Genomic DNA, 17897 nt, shown 5'->3' on the forward strand with positions numbered 1-17897 from the left:
ATGAAAACAGACAGAAACATATCAGACACCACCCTGGACATCCGGTTCGAATACTCCGGGGAACAAAAATCCGTAACGCTTTCCCAACTGGAGGAAGGCGCCCGGACATTTCTGGAAATTTACGGCAATGCCCAGTTCTGCGGCAAAGAATTTGCCGATATCATCCAACAGGGCAACGGACAGAGCAAATGGGAGAATCTGCTGGCGGCCACGGGATTTGAAGGGTATCCGAAAGATTTCTTTAAAACCGTTCTATCCGCCATCGCCGGAGGCGAAGGCCAGACCCTGGCCCTGAACGGTGTGACCCTGCCCCATATCCTGCTGGTGGCCTTTCTGGAACAGGTGATTCCCGGCCATGGATATGTGTCGGTCAGAAGTACGGAACAGCTCATTTCCCTGACCAACCACAATATTCCGGAAACGGACCGGGACGATATCCAGAAAGTCATTGAAAAATATCCCGTGCGGCTGTCCCGGCATACCATCCGGCAGATGATGGTGTCCAGGGATGTGGCCTACCAGTATCTGCCTTTTGTGGAGGAACTGGACAATATCGGTCATACCAACACCTGGATCGGCCAGTTCCATGACGGACTGCTGGAACAGATGTATCAGAACCGGGTCATCTTTTTGCTCAACATGAGCTGCCCGGTGTACTGCCGGTTCTGCTTCCGGAAACACAAAGATTCCCGGAACGAAAAAAATCCCACGCCCAAAGCGGTGATGAAAGCCGTGGACCATGTCCGGTCATCCCCCTCCATCAAGGAGATCGTGATCACGGGCGGCGATCCTTTCTTGAACCGGAAAAATATGGAAGCCGCCATTGACGGGCTCAAGGAGGTGGACCATGTTCAGACTCTGCGCCTGGCCACCCGGTCCATTGCCTATTATCCGGACCTGTTTCTGGAAAAAGAAGCGGAATACCTCAAATACATCAAACAGAAAAGTCTGGAACTGAACCGGATCGGCAAACGGATTGAAGTGGCCACCCATTTCATCCATCCGGACGAAGTGTCTCCGGAAAGCCTGGACATTATTTCCGATCTGGTAAAACACGGCATTGCCGTGTATATCCAGACCCCGTTCTTGAGCGACTGCAATGACACGGGTCCTGAACTGGTGCGCCTGTTCAGCCTGCTGCGGGGGGCCGGGGCGGAACTGCACTACATCTATATTCCGTGCAGCCCCATCCACGGCAACTCCATTTACTGGAAACCGTTGTCCGACGGCATCGATATCGCCCTGCACCTGCGGGCCCATTTGTCCGACCGGGTCATCCCGCGGATCTGCACGGCCACCCCCATCGGAAAAATGGACTGGTTCTCCAGCGGGTGGGCCGTGGAAAAAGTGGCGGATCAGGATTATTTCGTATGGATCCGCACGCCCTACACCCCGGAATATTTCAAGGCGTTTGCCCCGTTGGCCAATTCACTGACCAACATCCGGGTCAACGCAGAAGGCACCATTGACATTCAGTACATGGCAAAAATCGGTAATGACGACTACCTGGTGGGCAACCGGCCCGAAAAAACAGCCCCGGTCAACCCGGAAGCGCTGCCCGAAGAAGTGGCGCGGCTCAGAACCGCTCTGACGGAGACCGACCAGACGGCGGGTTCCGTGGTGGATACGGGTGTGGACGGCATATCCCGCCTGCATGAAACCCGGGTAAACATCCATCCCCGGGCGGGTGAGGCGGAATTTGCCTATATCGCCAAAGATCCCCGGATCACGGATGTGCGGGTCACGGGCGAAGCCCTGGACCACCTGTATGAGATACAAAGGATCGCCCAAAGACTGGCGTCGATTCCCCATGTCAATGCCCTGCGCGTCTGCTCCATGAAACTGGCCACGGATCCCCGGGCTTTCACACGCGCCAGGATCAATTTTCTGGGAGAGGTGAACGCACTGTCCGTGGTAACCCCCCTGCGGCTGGAAATTGAAACCTGGTTTGTGCTGGTATCGGACCTGACCCCGGATCACACCGTTATCACCCGGCGCCTGAACAGCAAAGGCATCACCATATATGCCAATGTCCCGCTGCTGGGCGGGGTCAACGACAATGATACCCGGATTCATGATCTGGCCTATACCCTGCGCAGTACCGGCATTGAATTCCATCACCTGTATGTGGCCGGCCTGCCGGTCCAGATATCCTGGAACGCGGCCCATCCCATTGATTCCTACGATGTGGTGGATATCGCCACCAAAGTCAGAAGAGAAGGATCCGGCCGGGAGATCCCCCGGTATATCATTGCCACACCTTTAGGAGAAGTGGACTATGGACTGACATCCACCATGATCCGAAAAGGCGATGCCGTGGATGTGGAACTGCGGTGTTATGATGAGACGTATTATACGTCCCTGGCCCCGGAATTCCAATTTCCGGAAGGAACCGCCATATCGGAAACCGGCCACCCGGTGGTCCCCATGCCCGGGCTGATCAAAACCAATGACTTTGTGGTTTCCTGAAAAAGGACAAAACAGCATGAAATATCCTTATATTGCCTATTGCAAAGATATTGACATCAAACCCGTGTTCAAGGGACTGACCCGTGACCCGCTGATCGTGGATCTGTCTGTGGGATCAGAGGTTTTCAATGCCGTGGACATAACAAACCAGCCGGCGTTTCAACGCTGGCTGGACCAGACCATGCAAAATCAGCACACCTGGGGACTGGCCTCATACCTGGAGGACCGGGAAACCATCCTGTCCCGATACCCTCAAATGAGGGAAGAACAGCGGTATTTTCACCTGGGACTGGACATTATCGTCCCCCTGGGAACCCCGGTTTGCGCCCCATTGGACAGTGTGGTTCAGGAAAGCGGATATGAAGAAGGCCCGGGCAACTACGGCGGCAATGTGCTGCTGCGGCATGAGAGCCCGGAGTTTGACACGTTTTACAGCCTGTACGGCCACCTGAACAAAGAAAAACTGCCCGCACCCGGAGACCGGTTTGCCCCGGGAGAGGTGTTTGCCTATATCGGTGATTTCCACGAAAACGGCAACTGGTTTTACCACACCCACCTCCAGGTCATCACGCAAAAAGGCTATGACACCGGCTGGGTATCCAAAGGGTATTGCTCAAAGGAGGATCTGGCAATCATGGACAGCATCTGCCCGTCTCCTTTATCGCTTTTTCGAATTTAACTCACAACCCTACAGCAAAAGCCCCTGGCGGGGTCCTAATGAATAAGGACCCCGCCAGGGGCTTCTTTTATTGGCCGCGTTGTTATTTGCAGTCCCGCTGGCGGATCATGTAATCATTGAGTGCTTCCTGGACAGTCCTTGCGGCAAGGCCGGCACAATGCTGGTCTTTTTCCGGTAATCGGCCGATCGTTTCCAGAACCTTTTCATCTGTAATGTCGGTGAGTTCATCCGGATCTTTTCCCAGCGTCAGTTCAGCAGCAAAGGAACCGCTAATGGCACTGGAGGCGCATCCGTTTGTGACATAGGAGGCGTGAGATACCCGGTTGTCTTCAAACTTTAAAAAGATTTCCATGGTATCGCCGCATTCCCCGGTCACACGGCCATGGCCGTCCGGATTTTCCATCCGGCCGCCGAACTTGGGATTGCGCCACCGGTGGAATCCTTTTTCACCTAAGGCCTGCCTGGCTTCTTCAAAAATTTCGTTCTGGAGATTGTCCAGAAATGCATCCAGTTTATTCATGGTCAGAACGCCTTTCCACAGCAGGTTCCGGGACCTGCACAACCCGATGCCTGTCCGGGTGCTGCACCGCAGCAGGCCGTATCCCCGGGTCCGGGTGTTCGAAATTTTGCCGGGCCGGACATGGCGGAATGGGCTGACATCTGTTTGCTCAGGTTGGAGCTTCCGCAGGCCGTGCATTTCGGTTCGTCCCCCGTGCCGATCATGAGCAGTTCACAGGTCTTGCCGCAGTCATTGCATAGAAAATCAAACAAAGGCATGAGATCACTCCTTTAACCGTCAGGCAAAAATATTATCCGGTTTATAGGGGTGGGCCCCTTCAATCACCTCCACACCGGCTTTGGCTTTTATTTTTTTGACAATCACCTCTTTGTGGGGACAATGATCCATGATGCACGGGCCGATATGGATTTTGGTGACTTTTTCTCCCATGGGGGCATTCCAGAGGTTCACCTGGGCCAGGCGCGTGACAATGGTCGCGCCCGGACAGTCCCCGCAGTTCAGCAACCCGGTGATTTCAGCATCCGTGTCTTTGTATACACTGAATTCACCCTCTTTTCTGTTGAATCCCACCAGACATCTGCTGCATCCGATGCAGACATCATCCATGGCTTTTTTACACCCGACGATCAGTATCTTTTCCATATGGTCTCCTTTCATCCGGTTCCGTTTCTCTTGTTCATTGTTCGTTCAACAGCCATTGATTGCTGCCGACGGTTTATTTGTATTGCTGGATTGCAAACCATATGCCAGCTTAACTTGTAAATAAAAATACTTTTGAATCCATATAATTTGAGGCAGTTAAAGAAAATGCGGTTGACGGGATGGTTGTTTTGCGGGACCCGGAATCGCAGCAATGCGACCCTGTTGCTCGCCCGAGGGCTTTTGTGGGGATCCATTTGTTTTGTATCTGGCTGGTGGAAGGAAACTCAGGTAAAAACAGATCATTTTTTTGTTTGCAAATTCAATACAGACACCTTATTAAGGCACATTGGTAAAATCAATTTATTCGATGAAGGCCGGCTGGCTGATGGAGAAAAAAAATGAAAGTAACCGTATGTGAACTGCCGGACAACTGGACACAGGATGACACCTTCTGGAATGCGTTGATCCATCATCTGGCATCGGCAAAATCCGACTTGCTGGTGCTGCCGGAAATGCCGTTTTATTCCTGGATCACCCGGTCCGAAAACGTCGACTTTGCGGTGTGGGATAAATCAGTGTCTGCCCACGACGTCTGGATCGAACGTCTGGAAGAACTGCCGGTCCCCATGGTGGCCCTGTCCCGGCCGGTGAAACTGGATGAGTGCCGGTTGAACCAGGGCATTATCTGGACCCGGAAAGACGGGGTGCTGCCCTGCCATGAGAAATATTATCTGCCTGACGAGCCCGGTTATTTTGAAGCCGCCTGGTACCATCGGGGAAACGGCCGATTCCAGGCGGCCCGGGTGGACGGGATGACCATCGGGTTCATGATCTGTACGGACCTGTGGTTCACGGACCGGGCCAGAGAATACAAAACCCAGCAGGTGGATATCCTGATCTGTCCCCGGGCCACACCGGCGTCCACACACGATATCTGGGTGCCGGGAGGCCGGGCCGCCGCCATCGTGGCCGGGGCGTTCTGCCTGTCCTCCAACTTCAACGGCCCCAATGTGCCGGGAGAGGATTTCGGCGGGACCGGCTGGATCATCGAACCGGAAAGAGGAGCCGTGCAGGGCCTGACCGACCCGCAGCAGTGGATACTCACCCTGGATATCGATCTATCCCAAGCCAGGGCCGCCAAACAGACCTATCCCCGGTATGTCAAAGAATAAAAAAGATCGCCCAATAAAATATTTTCAGCTGACGTATGCCGGACGTAATGATAAAAAGGAGATATGCGCCGAATCCTTGTCATTTTATTTTTGTCGTTAATTACCGGTTTCATGGGGGTATCCGCCTTTAGGGCTGTTGAATCCTATGCAACGGCCCGGGTGGATGCCCTGCTGAAACAGCAGGTGAACCAGGTGGCCCGGGTTGCGGACATTTCATGGGAAACCGTCCGGATCATGCCCCTGCACCTGGGGGTCGTCCTGGGCCGAACCCGGATCCAAACCCCTCTGGGGCACCGTGTTGGCATCCGCCGAATTTTTCTGTCCGCTAGCATCAACCGAAGGCTGAATCTGGAGTATATCCGTATCCGCATGCAGGCGATCCGGTTTTTCGAAATCCCGGGATACGAACCGGACCCGAATGCTTCATTCCCGGATCTTTACGATATGAACGCCCGGATGACTGCCGAAATTGCCTATGACCCGACCCGGCACCAACTGGTTGTCAGGCATCTGGATTTAAACGAAAAGAACTACGGCCACTTGCGTCTTTGCCTGGAAATTGACCGGTTCAATCCCAAAGAGGTCACGGACCTGCGGTTTGAACCGCTGATTATCCGGCAGATGAATCTGGAATATCAGGATGAAACACTGCTGAAACGGCTGATAGCCGGTGATTCAAAACATCTCCTGGATTTCAGACAATTCATGACCCAGGCCGCCCAACTGGAAATAAACGCGGCTGAAGAACAAGGGGATTTAAAACGGGCAGCGGCCCTGTCCGGTTTGCAGGATTTTTTTAAAGCCCCGGGCCGGCTGAACATCATCCTGCGGCTGGACCGGCCCGTGACGATCTCCCGCATTCTGAACGCCCGGCGGATATCCAGGCTTCTGGACCTGGTGACCTGTCATTTTACCAATGCTTAACCGTTTTTTCATTCCCTGGTTTATCGGCGCAAGCCTGTTTATCGCAGCCGGAAAACTTTGTTTTGCCGCGCCGCCGGACGTGGGCGCAGCTCTGGACAAATTCACGGATTACCGGCCGCCGCTTACCACAACGGTCTATGACAAAGACGGCCGGGTCCTGGCCTACTTTTTCAGACAGAACCGGTTTCCAATAGTCATGGACCAGTTGCCCTCCTATTTGAAACAGGCATTTATCGCTACAGAAGACAGTGCGTTTTACATCCATGACGGGGTGGATCCCAAGGCAGTTTTCCGGTCTTTTTCAAACAATGTCAGAACAGGAACGCGGCAACAGGGCGGCTCCACCATCACCCAGCAGCTGGTAAAAACGATGGTTCTTTCCAGTGACAAAACCTATTTCCGCAAAATCGAGGAAGCGGTCCTGGCCTGTCAACTGGAAAAACGGCTTTCCAAGGAACAGATTCTTTCCATCTATCTCAATGAAATTTACATGGGTGCGGGTGCCTACGGGGTGGAAGCCGCAGCCCGGACCTATTTTAACAAGCCGGCCCATGCCCTTTCCCTGGCAGAAGCCGCCCTGCTGGCCGGTCTGCCCAAAGCCCCGTCCCGGCTCAACCCGCATCAGGCCCCGGACAAGGCCAAAGAGCGGCAGCGCTATGTTTTGGACCGCATGCTGGCCGATCATTTCATCACGACCCAACAGCACCGGCAGGCCTGGGAAGAACACCTGATTTACATGCGCATGCCCGATCCCACCTGGAAGACAGGATCCTATTACCTGGCAGAGGTGCAGCGGTGGCTGGAGACGCATCTCAGCAGAGAACACCTGAACCCGCAAGGCATTTTCCTGTCCCAATATGGAAAGGATGCCCTGTATGAAGGCGGGCTCCACATTTATACGGCCTTTGATCCTGTCTTCCACCAGGCGGCCAGAGACGCTCTGGCCCAGGGGTTGACACAACTTGCGCCGGACCGGGACCGCAACCGGCCCCGGCTTCAGGGTGCCCTGTTCTCCATGGACCTCCATTCCGGGGAGGTCAAAGCCCTGATAGGCGGGGATGACTACCATTACACCCAGTTCAACCGCGCCACCCAGGCACGGCGCCAGTCCGGCTCTCTTTTTAAACCCATCGTGTTTTCAACGGCCCTGGCCTATGGCTATACAGCCGCATCTCCGGTCATGGATGCCCCTTTTTCCATATATCTTTCAGCCACGGATGAAATATGGGCGCCGCAAAATGTTTCCGGAGAATTTACCGGCCCCACGCTCCTGTGCACGGCCCTGGCCCGGTCCATTAACGTGGTGGCGGCACGGGTGGCCCTCCAGGTGGGTATCCCAAAGGTCATTGCCCAGGCACGGCAGATGGGCATAACGTCGTATCTCCCCCAGGTGCCTTCCATCAGCCTGGGGGCCGGGGAAACCACCCTGATGGAAATGGTCCGGGCCTATTCCGCCTTTCCCAGGGGCGGCGCCATCATCCAACCCCGGATGGTGCTCTCCATTTATGACCGGGACGGGCAACGGATTCTCCACAATCGGGTTCAGACAAAACAGGCCATGTCCCCTCAGACCGCCTATATCATGACCGATATGCTCAAACAATGCGTGGAAAGGGGAACGGGCCGGCGCGCACGGATAAAGGGACTGCCTGTGGCCGGGAAAACCGGCACCAGCAACGGCATACGGGACGCATGGTTCGTGGGGTTTACCCCCGACCTGCTGACAGGGGTTTTCATGGGGTTTGACGATGGCAGCCCCATGGGGGAACAAGGCTTCGGCGGCAGGGCTGCCGCACCTGTCTGGGCAGCCTATCACGGGGCAGTGGCGGATCGTTACAAATCAAAAGAGTTTGAAATTCCAGAAAACATTGTGTTTGGAACCGTTTTCCATGACGGAACCTTTATGGGACCGGGCTGGCGGGAAAACGGGATCACGCTGGCGTTTGAAAAAGGGACGGAGCCGAAATACGTCCCACCCTCCCATGCATGGCCGCCGGGGTTATACCCGGATCTGTCGGATTAGGTCCGGGCATAAGCGGCTATCATCAAATCCATATTCCCGACAATCGTGTCAATAGTTCTGGTCGGCGTATTCCACCCACCCGCCGGCTTTGACCAGGGCTTTTTCAAATCCGGACAGGGTAAAGGGGATGGTCCAGGTATCCGGACCTGCGGTTGCAGTGATTTCTCCGGCATCCACATCCACGGATATATGAACAGGGGATGGGCCGGCTGCGTTACACAGGCGGTCGATCTGTTTTGTGTCCAGGGTGATGGCCAGCATGCCGCAGTTGAACATGTTCTGATAAAAAATTCGGGCAAAACTTTCGGCAATGACCACGCGGATACCGTTGGCTTCCAGGGCCCAGGGCGCGTGTTCCCGGGAAGAACCGCACCCGAAATTTTCTCTTGTCACCAGCACGTTGATGCCGGCCAGGTCTTTTTGCGGGTCAAATCCTGCCAGATCCAGGTCTTCCATAAGATGAGGTCCCAGGACGTTCTTGTCGATTTCCGTCAGATACCGGGCCGGAATGATTTCATCCGTGTTGATGTCTGCCCGGTCCAGACACAGGGCCGTTCCGCTGAATGTGGTCATATTATGCTCCTGATAAATTCGTCTAATCCTGTTGGGCAAACAAAGGTGAATTAGCAATGGTGCCGGCCAGGGCCGTGGCCGCTGCCGTGGCCGGGCTCATGAGGTGGACCATGCCGCCTTTGCCCATGCGGCCGTTGAAATTACGATTGGTGGTGGCGGCGGCCACCTCGCCGGATGCCAGCACCCCGTTGCTCATGCCCAGGCAGGCCCCGCAGGTGGGATTGGTGACACAGAATCCGGCATCCATGAAAATCTTGATCAGCCCATCGTCCATGGCTTTAGAAAACACATCCGCCGTGGCCGGTGACACAATGGCCCGGATCGTTTCGGCGATTTTTTTCCCCTTCACCACCTGGGCCGCCACCCACAGATCTTCAATGCGGCCGTTGGTGCAGGAACCGATATACACCTGATCCACCCGTGTGCCCGCCATGTCGGACACGGGTTTGACTTGATCCGGCTTGTACCCGAAGGTGGTCAGCGGAACCAGATCCGTGACATCGATGGTTTCTTGACCGGCGTACACGGCATCGTCATCCGGGAGATACCGGGAAAAATCGGCCAGGGCCGCGTCGCGATCCGGATATTCATCCTTGATAAAGGGCCACAGATACTCCACTGTCACGGCATCCGGCCGGCAGATGCCTGACGTGGCCCCCGCTTCCACGGCCATGTTGGACAGGGTCATGCGGGATTCCATGGACATGGCATCCACAACGGGGCCGCAGAACTCGATCACCTGGTTGGTGGCACCGTTCACGGTGATCCGGCGGATCACCTCCAGGATCACATCCTTGGCAAACACCCCGGGCTGAAGGTGTCCGAAAATTTCAATTTTCAAGGTGTCCGGCTTTTTGAATGCACACACCCCTTTGAGAATCCCCACTTCCAGGTCCGTGGTGCCCACGCCGGCGGCAAATGCGCCGAACGCCCCATGGGTGCAGGTGTGGGAATCTCCCATGATAATGACAAACCCCGGACGGACAAATCCTTTTTCCGGAAACAGGGCATGGCAGACCCCGTTGCGGCCGATATCAAAAAAGTCGGTAATTTTATGGCGCCTTGCCCAGTCCCGCAGCACCTTGCCCTGCAGGGCCGTCTTGGCGTCCTTGGCCGGGGTCACGTGATCGATAACCGCCTTGATTTTATCCGGATCAAACACCCGGTCCTTGCCCCGGGCCACCAGATCCTGAATCGCGGTGGGGGTGGTGATTTCATGGCAGAACACCCGGTCCAGGCGCAGCACGGTCACACCGTCAAACGGCTGGTCCACCCGATGATCATCAAAAATTTTTTCTGCAATCGTCTTGCCCATGGCCTTCTCCTGATTCAGGTTGTTTTTTCTCCGAAATAATCTTCACCATCTGCCGGTGTCACCACCCAGTAGGCCTGAAAAAGCGTATCCGAGGTGTTGCGGATCAGATGAGGAATCTGGGAAAAGAAAGACACGGAGTCCCCGGCCTCGATCCGGTGTTCTTCATCCCCGTAAATCAGCCGGGCTGTGCCGGAAATGATGATACCCAGTTCTCTGCCCAGATGGCCGTCTTCCGCATCTCCCCGCTCCTGGCCCGGTGCCAGTTCCAGAAAAAACGCGTTAAAGGAATGATTGCCTCTGGTCTGGCTTTCCCCGCACAGTTTTTCATAGGAAAATCCCTTGCGTTTATAGATTTTCCGCTCATTTTTCCGGATGATCTCCACCTGGGACTGGGTTTCATAGTCTTTGAAGAATTTATCCGGTGATACGCCGTAGACTTCCAGCAGCTGCAGCAAGGTATCCAGAGAAGGGGAGATCCGGTTCCGTTCGATCTGGGACAGCAGGCTGGAGCTGATGCCGGCCTTGGCTGCCACATCCTTGATGGTAAAATTCCGGGTGTTTCGAATGGCCCGTAACAACGCGCCCAGTTTTGTTTTCATAATGTTATGTGTCAGATAAATAAAAGGGTTCAATATTCAGTATAATTAAGGTTAATTAAATTATACTAAAAAAAAGACCCTGTCAATCCGATTTCTCCAACACTTTCAGCCCATGGGGCTCAAACTGAGTCAGCATCTGGATAAAATCCACAACCCGGTGTTTTTCCACAAGGATGTCGTGAACGATCCATTCCCTGTACTCCGTATTCACAATAGTGGCATTGAACTGCCGGATCTGGTTCAACAGCGGGTCATTGCAGTCATAGGGCACCTGAACCCGCACCTGTTTTGCCTGGATCAGCCGGACTTTTTTAGCCGATCCCAGGGCTGCCTCCACGGCTTCGGAATAGGCCTGGATCAATCCCCGGATACCCAGCTTTACCCCGCCGTACTGCCGGGTCACCACGGCTGCCACCTGGGTCATGCGGTGGGAGGTCAGCACATTGAGCATGGGTTTGCCGGCTGTGCCGGAGGGTTCGCCGGCATCGGAACAGTGACAGGTCTGGCCCGCATCCCCCACAATATAGGCCCAGCAGTTGTGGGTCGCGGTTTTGTTGTCCCTGGAAACCGCGGTAATAAACGCTTTGGCCGCGTCAATGGTTCCGGCATGAGTCAAACGGCAGGTGAATGTGGACCGTTTGATTTTGAGCTGGGCTGTGACTATCTGGTCACGGGTGGATCGGGCAATGGAATAAAATGGATCGGTTTGGGTCATTGGGTTATCTGCCTTGAAAATATTATCTGTATGCTTTATACCATGACGGGTGTGACATTGTGTGACAAAAAATAAAAATCATCCCTACAGTGAACAGGATTTTTCCATGAGAATTGTGACCCGGCCCGATTTTGACGGCATTGTGTGTGCTGTTCTGCTGCGCCAAGCGCTGGATATCGACACCCCCATCTACTGGGTGGAACCCAATGACGTGCAGAAAAAAACCGCCCATATACAGCAAGGCGATATTCTTGCCAACCTGCCTTATGATTCCCGGTGTTCCATGTGGTTTGACCATCATATATCCAACCGGCCGGATCATGACTTTGAGGGAGCCTTTGCCGTGGCCCCGTCCGCTGCCGGTGTGGTCCATCAGCACTACAAGGCATCCGGGCACCTGGATGGCCGGTTCGATGATCTGGTGTATCACACGGATATCATCGACTCCGCGGATCTTACAAAAGGCCAGGTCCTGCACCCGGAAAATGATCCCCATATCCTGGTGTCCATGACCATCCAGAACCGGGACGGCAAGGACGCTTTCTACTGGGACCGCCTGGTGGAGCTGTTCCGGACCCGGTCCATGGATGCGGTCATGGCAGATCCTGACGTCAAAGCCCGGTGTGAGGAAGTCATCCGCCAGAACCGGGACTATGAAGGATATCTGACAACATATACCCGGGTGGCCGGTCCGGTCAGTGTCACTGATTTCAGGGACCTGGACCCGGTCCCGTCGGGCAACCGGTTCCTGGTGTACTGCCTGTTTCCCGAGACCCTGGCCAGCGTCAAGATCCGTTACAGGGATGCCAAAAAAACCCATGTGCTGGTGAGCATCGGCCACAATATTTTCAACCGCGGCTGCCAGGTCAATTCAGGCCATCTGCTGTCCCGGTACGGCGGCGGGGGCCATAAAGGGGCCGGCGGCTGCACCCTGGAAGCTGCCGGGGCCCAGGAAAAAATCGATGAAATGATCTCCGTCCTTAAAGCCAATGAACCGATATAGCCTATGCCAGTTTTTCTTTCACGCTGTTGACCTTGTCCGCCATGGTCTGTTCCCGGTCCGTCCGGGTGCCGGCCTTGATGGTGGTGGTGATGCGCGGGGCACCCATGGCATGAATTCTTTCATGACATTGTTTCACCGCTGCAAACACCTCGTCCCACTCGCCTTCTATGTTGGTGCCGTAAGCGTGCAGCTCACAGGACAGCCCGGCCGCTTTGATGATCTCGTGACAGGCCGCCACATATTTGGATACGGACAACCCCACACCCAGGGGCACCACACACAGATCAATGATCACGTTCATATTCACTCCTTGTCATATTGAGTTAACCCTTTGTACACGTTTGCCGCACCCGGTCATTATAGCGTTTCCCGGGTCCGGGATCAAGTAGCCGTGTATTGTGAATTGAACTTACAGGGATCGTCCTGGGGTCTCATCCGCTATAAAACAGGCCTTGTCCTGCAGGTAGTCCTCACCACAATCTGCCTCGGCTTGATCTGCCAAGTTTTATATCTTGGACACCAAATAACAAAAGAAGCTCGAACTCATTGCCAATCAAGCGGAAGTGGCCAGCCTCAGCCGCTGTTTTGCCTTTATGCCCCTGGTGGCCCTGAAAACCGGTGCCGACAGGAGATATTTTGACCTGAAATCCAAACCTTGGCTTCATGTTTCAAATGTAACAAGCTTGCTTTTCTTGAAATTCCTCCCATAGTGTAATAAATCATAAAGAAACTCTCATTTTTTTTAAAAAGAGGCGATAGCGATGATGGATTTCCCAGATAGTGAAAAAAAATGATTGTCAGAAATATCAATGATAAAGCGGTTCTTGAAACCACATATCGTGCTCATGGGGGCGCAATTGCCCAGATGATTCTTGATCGCAGGACCCTGGAAAAACTTGGATTTCTGGCAATTGCCAGACTCGAACCCGGTAAAACTATTGAGTCCCATGTGGATCCCATGGAAGAGATCTATTTTGTCGCAAGCGGAACCGGAGTCATGCAGGTGGATGATGAAAAACAGCAGGTCAATCCCGGGGATGCCATCTGGATACCTGAGGGGTCTGCCCACAGTCTTGTGAACAATGGTACTGAACCGTTAGTAATTTTTGTGGTTGCTTCGTCATGGGAATAGCATGTATTTTAACGTAACACATGAGGAAGGATGGAACATGGCTGAAGAAAAGGGAAAAAATCCAAAAGGGGCCGGCAAGAGCAGTTTTGATTTGATTGATTTGAAAAAAATCTCCGATGTTTTGCCTGTAAAGCCTGGATCAGTTGTCCTGGATCTGGCCTGCGGGAGAGGGGATTATTCTGTTTATTTTTCTGAGATCGTCGGAGAGCAAGGACTGGTCTATGCACTGGACCTGTGGGAAGAAGGGATAATGCTTCTTGAAAAAAGGATCGAAAAACAAAATATCACCAATATCATGACCCTGATATCCGACGCGGCCCGGCAGATCGAGATTGATGATTACAGCGTGGACATGTGCCTGATGGCCACGGTGCTGCATGATTTTGAAGAGGCCGGCCAGGCAGAGGCCGTGCTGAAAGCGGTCAAAACCATCCTAAAACCCAACGGATGCCTGGCTGTGCTTGAATTCAAAAAATGCGACGGCCCGCCCGGTCCGCCCAAACATATCCGGTTGTCGGAAAAAGAGGTGGATGATCTGGTCCTGGGGCACGGATTTAAAAAAGGCAGCTCTGTTGATGCAGGGGATTACACCTATCTGTTGACCTACAGGTCGTTGTGTTAAAAATTTGCATTCGTTTGCCCCAAAAACCCGCTTGCACTCAGCAAAAAATTTTCACCACGGCATATGGTATGATTGATCGCTCCGGCCTAATACAAAGCAACACACAATAACAGGGATCGTCCACAGGATTTCTGGACGGTGAAATAAGAAATCCAACCAGCATAAATCAACACCTCAAAACACAGCTTTCCCGCCGGCCGGAAACCCGGATTTGATTATGCCGGAGACACTATTAAGACACTGACATTTCAGTCGGCTGAAAAATTCCGTTTAGCATCTCTGGCTGACCTTTTACGATTCTGTGAATTTTTTTGCATCTCACACCGCAGCCGGTCGGGGTTAACAGCTTGGTTTCAATTTATTGCCAAATTGAAACTATAGGTTATCGAACAATCCTGCCTTTTTGCATGCCTTTAGAAAAGGTGCTTTCAGAAAATTTGCTTCAGCATATGGTTTTTTTCTCAATGTTTCTGAAAAGTGTTTTTAAAAAATCGTCCGGCTTTCTTCCGTCCGCCTGCCACTCATCAAGAATTGTTCCCGGGTTTCCTGTGTTTTCACCGATTCGTCTTGTACAGTGAGATCCGGTTTTCTCACTTGAGGCACATCCATTTTAATATCATTTGGTTTCAACGCCACCGTGATTGGAATCCGGCTGAGATCCAGCTCACCCTTGAAAGCTTTCTGGCTTAATGCACCATACAGGGATTCAAGGTCATTGAGACTGTTCTGATATTTCTCTTTGAGGGCTTCGACTTTTTCGACGATGGTGGCGAATTGGTTTTGGAGTTCTACTGGGGGTTTGTTTATTTGGGTGTCTTTAATGATCCCCAGATTCAAGCCACTCATTATTGCTCCTCTATTCCTGTTTATAAATTGGTTGATAATGAAGGGACTTGAATGAATCGCATAAGACATGAATATTGGATTCGCTTTTTTCTTATCGAATGTGATGGCTGCCAAATGCTTTGTATTTATGGCTAAAGGAATATTTTTGGGGATAACAGCAGATCTCCCCACAGTTCCCATAATGGTAACAATAACGTCTTCAGGAAATATTCGGTAATTTTTAAGTTTTTCATATTTCTCGTGAGTTATAAATCTAAGCGCTCCCCATGAAAAACGGTTTTGTACCGCATTGTCAATACCAAGAACAGCAACTTCACCTGTTTTTGTGAATTCACTATGCAGGAGATTAGACCCGAATGGACCTGTTCGCATCGCACCTTTATGATCCGCGGCCAAATCTTTAATTTTGACTATAGACCATTTCTCAAATTCCGGGTTGACCGGGCCAAACATCTCCAGAAAAGTGCTTTTCAACAGCTCACCCAGATCTGCGATGCTCTTTTTACGTCCGGCAATCAGGAATTCGACTTTGGACAGCAGGATGGCGATGCGGGTTTGGTCATCTAAATCTGGAGATCCATTTTGGTAGGGAACTGGTACTTCTATTTTTTTAAGAATATCTTGAGTTATTGATTTGAAAGTTGAGCCGGTGCCCAGAATAGCGACTCTATCTTCATTCATTTTGAAAAAATAATAAAGGTAATCAGCATGGATACCTGAACGGGGCCTGATAGCTGACAATCCTCTACCGATAATTGACAATCTATCGCATAAATTTACAGAGCCGACTGGTGCCCGAACAGAGATTAATATATCACCTGGTTCAGCTTCCTTCCGTTTTTTACTGTTACACCACATCCTGATTTTGGGATGTTTTTCTTGGAAATCGGCTTTTCCTTGGAAGAATGGCAAACCGTCTTTCGTGCTATTGTAGGTCTTCGAAGGTGGCGATTGACCAGCTATAACATCAGCTATCTCACCGAGTCGCATTTTCTTCATCCCACCATCCCCTTCAACGCCAGCAGCTCCCGCACAATCCCACTCTCTACCTTTGCCAGATTTTTGTCCTCCATCTCCCCCACCTCATTGGCAATCAGCCGCTCCAGAATCACGGACGGCTTCTCATAGTCAATCTCCTCAAACACCATTTCCTTATACCGGCTGGGGGACAGGTCATAGTTTTCATCCTTAATTTCCTGGTAGGAGACAAAAAAGCCTTTGGGATTTTTCCGGTCCGTGTCTTTATCCGGGTCACGGATGTTGAATTTTTCCACGATATCCTGGAGATCGCCGGACGTATCAAGCTTGTTGCGCCTGTCATCCAGGGAATAGCCGTCAGACTCCATTTCATAGAACCAGACGTTTTTGGTGGCGGGTTCCGTGACCTTATCCTCTTTGTCGTAGACCTTGGTAAACACCAGGATGGCGGTGCTGACCCCGGCATAGGGTTTGAACACCCCGCTGGGCATGGTGATGACGGCCTTGAGTTCACACCGGTCCACCAGAATCTGTCTGGCGGCCACAAAGGCTTTGCCTGACCCGAACAGCACGCCCTGGGGGACAATGACACCGGCAGTGCCGCCTTTTCTGAGCATCCGCACCATGGTTTCCACAAACAGCAGCTCGGTCTTGGTGGTGGACAGGGTCAGATCCTCGTTGATATCGCTCTTGTCAATGGAGCCTGTAAAGGGTGGATTGGCCATAATGATCTGATACTGGTTGGGCTCGTTGAATCCTTTGCTCAGGGTGTCCTTATAATCCAGCAGGGGCTCGTCAATGCCGTGCATCATCAGGTTCATCATGCCCAGGCGGATCATGGTGCTGTCGATATCATAGCCGTAAAGGCTTTTGTCCAGTATCGCTTTGGATTCCTGTCCATAGGCGGCGCTGACCGACGTTCTGACAAAGCCATCCTCATCCGGTTTCAAATCCTGTCTCCCCGTTTTTCTGGCAATATCCGTCACAATATACTGGTAGGCCCCCAGCAGAAAGCCCCCGGTACCGCAGGCCGGATCTCCGATCCGGTTTCCAAGCCGGGGTTTGACCAGTTCCGCGATCAATTTGATGATATGGCGGGGGGTCCGAAACTGCCCGTTTTTCCCGGCGGAGGCAATTTCAGAGAGCAGGTATTCATAGACGTCTCCCTGGATATCCTGGAATGCCTGGCCTTTTTCCACGGAATCTTTTTCCATGATCCGGAATATTTCATCGATGGTTTTAACCGCTTCCACCAGAAGGCCGGGTTTGGGGATAATGAACACGGCGTTTTTCATGTGATGGGTAAAGCCGGATTCCGCGCCGTTCATGTCTTTTAAAAACGGGAATACCCGGGTCTGGACATGGGTCAGCATCTCTTCGGCATGGTAGTGTTTGAATTCGCTCCAGCGAAGGGTCTTTTTATCCACTTCAAAGGGTTTCTGGTCTTCCTTTTTTTTATCCCGGTGTTCCGGCGGCACCCAGACCCCCTCAAATCGTGAGATATAAGGTTCGCCTGTGAACTCGGCGTCAGACTGATTTTTCAAATCCATCTCATCCAGCCGCTTCATAAACAGCAGATAGGTGATCTGCTCGATGGCGGTGAGGGGATTGGAGATCCCGCCGGCCCAGAACTTGTTCCAGAGCTGCTCGATCTGTGATTTTATTTCAGGATTATGTTGGAGCAT

The 17897-nt window shown here is 52.6% G+C and carries 18 protein-coding genes; 8 read left to right on the forward strand and 10 right to left on the reverse strand.

Annotated features, from left to right (window positions below):
* Together DPO_RS18010 and DPO_RS24115 are read left to right on the forward strand one after the other, a co-directional pair.
* Entirely contained in the window at positions 1-2469 is a 2469-nt protein-coding gene (locus DPO_RS18010; protein ID WP_006967712.1) for a radical SAM protein, read from the forward strand.
* Positions 2470-2485: 16 nt separating this feature from the next.
* Positions 2486-3148, forward strand: coding sequence for a peptidoglycan DD-metalloendopeptidase family protein (locus tag DPO_RS24115; protein ID WP_006967713.1), 663 nt, complete (start codon positions 2486-2488; stop codon positions 3146-3148).
* An 82-nt stretch (positions 3149-3230) separates the two neighbouring features.
* Here the strand turns inward: DPO_RS24115 and DPO_RS18020 are convergent, their stop codons facing one another.
* The 3 genes from DPO_RS18020 to DPO_RS18030 are packed head-to-tail and all read right to left on the reverse strand — an operon-like array spanning position 3231 to position 4310.
* Entirely contained in the window at positions 3231-3668 is a 438-nt protein-coding gene (locus tag DPO_RS18020) for an iron-sulfur cluster assembly scaffold protein NifU (RefSeq protein WP_040012050.1), read from the reverse strand.
* A 2-nt stretch (positions 3669-3670) separates the two neighbouring features.
* Complete coding sequence (locus DPO_RS18025; protein ID WP_024336346.1) at positions 3671-3925, reverse strand: FmdB family zinc ribbon protein; 255 nt, start codon at positions 3923-3925, stop codon at positions 3671-3673.
* Positions 3926-3944: 19 nt separating this feature from the next.
* Positions 3945-4310, reverse strand: coding sequence for a CGGC domain-containing protein (locus DPO_RS18030; protein WP_006967715.1), 366 nt, complete (start codon positions 4308-4310; stop codon positions 3945-3947).
* A gap of 398 nt (positions 4311-4708) precedes the next feature.
* On the opposite strand from DPO_RS18030, the gene DPO_RS18040 reads away from it, so the two are divergent.
* The 3 genes from DPO_RS18040 (at position 4709) to DPO_RS18050 (ending at position 8429) form a co-directional block, all read left to right on the forward strand.
* Positions 4709-5482, forward strand: a complete 774-nt coding sequence (locus tag DPO_RS18040; protein ID WP_006967717.1) for a carbon-nitrogen hydrolase family protein — start codon at positions 4709-4711, stop codon at positions 5480-5482.
* 63 nt (positions 5483-5545) lie between these two features.
* Positions 5546-6406, forward strand: a complete 861-nt coding sequence (locus tag DPO_RS18045; RefSeq protein WP_006967718.1) for a hypothetical protein — start codon at positions 5546-5548, stop codon at positions 6404-6406.
* A complete protein-coding gene (locus DPO_RS18050; protein WP_006967719.1) occupies positions 6399-8429 on the forward strand; it encodes a penicillin-binding protein 1A in 2031 nt (676 codons plus the stop codon). The genes DPO_RS18045 and DPO_RS18050 overlap by 8 nt, the downstream gene beginning before the upstream one ends.
* Positions 8430-8477: 48 nt before the next feature.
* On the opposite strand, the gene leuD is transcribed toward DPO_RS18050, so the two are convergent.
* The 4 genes from leuD to DPO_RS18070 form a co-directional block, all read right to left on the reverse strand.
* Positions 8478-9002, reverse strand: a complete 525-nt coding sequence (gene leuD / locus DPO_RS18055; RefSeq protein ID WP_006967720.1) for a 3-isopropylmalate dehydratase small subunit — start codon at positions 9000-9002, stop codon at positions 8478-8480.
* 22 nt (positions 9003-9024) lie between these two features.
* On the reverse strand, positions 9025-10317 hold the full coding sequence (locus DPO_RS18060) for a 3-isopropylmalate dehydratase large subunit (RefSeq protein ID WP_006967721.1): 1293 nt from the start codon (positions 10315-10317) through the stop codon (positions 9025-9027).
* A gap of 14 nt (positions 10318-10331) precedes the next feature.
* Positions 10332-10916, reverse strand: a complete 585-nt coding sequence (locus DPO_RS18065) for a helix-turn-helix domain-containing protein (RefSeq protein ID WP_006967722.1) — start codon at positions 10914-10916, stop codon at positions 10332-10334.
* Positions 10917-10998: 82 nt separating this feature from the next.
* Positions 10999-11631: an IMPACT family protein gene (locus DPO_RS18070; protein WP_006967723.1), complete on the reverse strand. Its 633-nt coding sequence runs from the start codon at positions 11629-11631 to the stop codon at positions 10999-11001.
* A 106-nt stretch (positions 11632-11737) separates the two neighbouring features.
* On the opposite strand from DPO_RS18070, the gene DPO_RS18075 reads away from it, so the two are divergent.
* The gene (locus DPO_RS18075; RefSeq protein WP_006967724.1) at positions 11738-12634 is read left to right on the forward strand and encodes a hypothetical protein; all 897 of its coding nucleotides are present in this window, start codon (positions 11738-11740) and stop codon (positions 12632-12634) included.
* A gap of 1 nt (position 12635) precedes the next feature.
* Here the strand turns inward: DPO_RS18075 and DPO_RS18080 are convergent, their stop codons facing one another.
* A complete protein-coding gene (locus DPO_RS18080) occupies positions 12636-12935 on the reverse strand; it encodes an MTH1187 family thiamine-binding protein (RefSeq protein WP_006967725.1) in 300 nt (99 codons plus the stop codon).
* A gap of 489 nt (positions 12936-13424) precedes the next feature.
* Here DPO_RS18080 and DPO_RS18090 point away from each other — a divergent pair, with 489 nt between their 5' ends.
* Complete coding sequence (locus tag DPO_RS18090) at positions 13425-13766, forward strand: cupin domain-containing protein (protein ID WP_006967726.1); 342 nt, start codon at positions 13425-13427, stop codon at positions 13764-13766.
* A gap of 37 nt (positions 13767-13803) precedes the next feature.
* Positions 13804-14388 carry a class I SAM-dependent methyltransferase gene (locus DPO_RS18095; protein WP_006967727.1) on the forward strand — a complete coding sequence of 195 codons (585 nt, stop codon included), beginning with the start codon at positions 13804-13806 and terminating at the stop codon, positions 14386-14388.
* 483 nt (positions 14389-14871) lie between these two features.
* Here DPO_RS18095 and DPO_RS18100 read toward each other — a convergent pair whose 3' ends face one another.
* Both DPO_RS18100 and DPO_RS18105 read right to left on the reverse strand, forming a co-directional pair.
* Positions 14872-16233 (reverse strand): restriction endonuclease subunit S, encoded by a 1362-nt coding sequence (locus DPO_RS18100; RefSeq protein ID WP_051069399.1) that lies wholly within the window; start codon positions 16231-16233, stop codon positions 14872-14874.
* Positions 16230-17897, reverse strand: coding sequence for a type I restriction-modification system subunit M (locus DPO_RS18105; RefSeq protein WP_006967729.1), 1668 nt, complete (start codon positions 17895-17897; stop codon positions 16230-16232). Before DPO_RS18105 ends, DPO_RS18100 begins: the two co-directional genes overlap by 4 nt.

The sequence above is a fragment of the Desulfotignum phosphitoxidans DSM 13687 genome (genome assembly GCF_000350545.1).
Lineage (GTDB): Bacteria > Desulfobacterota > Desulfobacteria > Desulfobacterales > Desulfobacteraceae > Desulfotignum > Desulfotignum phosphitoxidans.

Excerpts from the sequence above, each read along its gene's own strand:
- DPO_RS18010 (WP_006967712.1), top strand. The coding sequence starts at position 1 with ATGAAAACAGACAGAAACATATCAGACACCACCCTGGACATCCGGTTC.
- DPO_RS24115 (WP_006967713.1), top strand. The coding sequence starts at position 2,486 with ATGAAATATCCTTATATTGCCTATTGCAAAGATATTGACATCAAACCC.
- DPO_RS18020 (WP_040012050.1), bottom strand. The coding sequence starts at position 3,668 with ATGAATAAACTGGATGCATTTCTGGACAATCTCCAGAACGAAATTTTT.
- DPO_RS18025 (WP_024336346.1), bottom strand. The coding sequence starts at position 3,925 with ATGCCTTTGTTTGATTTTCTATGCAATGACTGCGGCAAGACCTGTGAA.
- DPO_RS18030 (WP_006967715.1), bottom strand. The coding sequence starts at position 4,310 with ATGGAAAAGATACTGATCGTCGGGTGTAAAAAAGCCATGGATGATGTC.
- DPO_RS18040 (WP_006967717.1), top strand. The coding sequence starts at position 4,709 with ATGAAAGTAACCGTATGTGAACTGCCGGACAACTGGACACAGGATGAC.
- DPO_RS18045 (WP_006967718.1), top strand. The coding sequence starts at position 5,546 with ATGCGCCGAATCCTTGTCATTTTATTTTTGTCGTTAATTACCGGTTTC.
- DPO_RS18050 (WP_006967719.1), top strand. The coding sequence starts at position 6,399 with ATGCTTAACCGTTTTTTCATTCCCTGGTTTATCGGCGCAAGCCTGTTT.
- leuD (WP_006967720.1), bottom strand. The coding sequence starts at position 9,002 with ATGACCACATTCAGCGGAACGGCCCTGTGTCTGGACCGGGCAGACATC.
- DPO_RS18060 (WP_006967721.1), bottom strand. The coding sequence starts at position 10,317 with ATGGGCAAGACGATTGCAGAAAAAATTTTTGATGATCATCGGGTGGAC.
- DPO_RS18065 (WP_006967722.1), bottom strand. The coding sequence starts at position 10,916 with ATGAAAACAAAACTGGGCGCGTTGTTACGGGCCATTCGAAACACCCGG.
- DPO_RS18070 (WP_006967723.1), bottom strand. The coding sequence starts at position 11,631 with ATGACCCAAACCGATCCATTTTATTCCATTGCCCGATCCACCCGTGAC.
- DPO_RS18075 (WP_006967724.1), top strand. The coding sequence starts at position 11,738 with ATGAGAATTGTGACCCGGCCCGATTTTGACGGCATTGTGTGTGCTGTT.
- DPO_RS18080 (WP_006967725.1), bottom strand. The coding sequence starts at position 12,935 with ATGAACGTGATCATTGATCTGTGTGTGGTGCCCCTGGGTGTGGGGTTG.
- DPO_RS18090 (WP_006967726.1), top strand. The coding sequence starts at position 13,425 with ATGATTGTCAGAAATATCAATGATAAAGCGGTTCTTGAAACCACATAT.
- DPO_RS18095 (WP_006967727.1), top strand. The coding sequence starts at position 13,804 with ATGGCTGAAGAAAAGGGAAAAAATCCAAAAGGGGCCGGCAAGAGCAGT.
- DPO_RS18100 (WP_051069399.1), bottom strand. The coding sequence starts at position 16,233 with ATGAAGAAAATGCGACTCGGTGAGATAGCTGATGTTATAGCTGGTCAA.
- DPO_RS18105 (WP_006967729.1), bottom strand. The coding sequence starts at position 17,897 with ATGCTCCAACATAATCCTGAAATAAAATCACAGATCGAGCAGCTCTGG.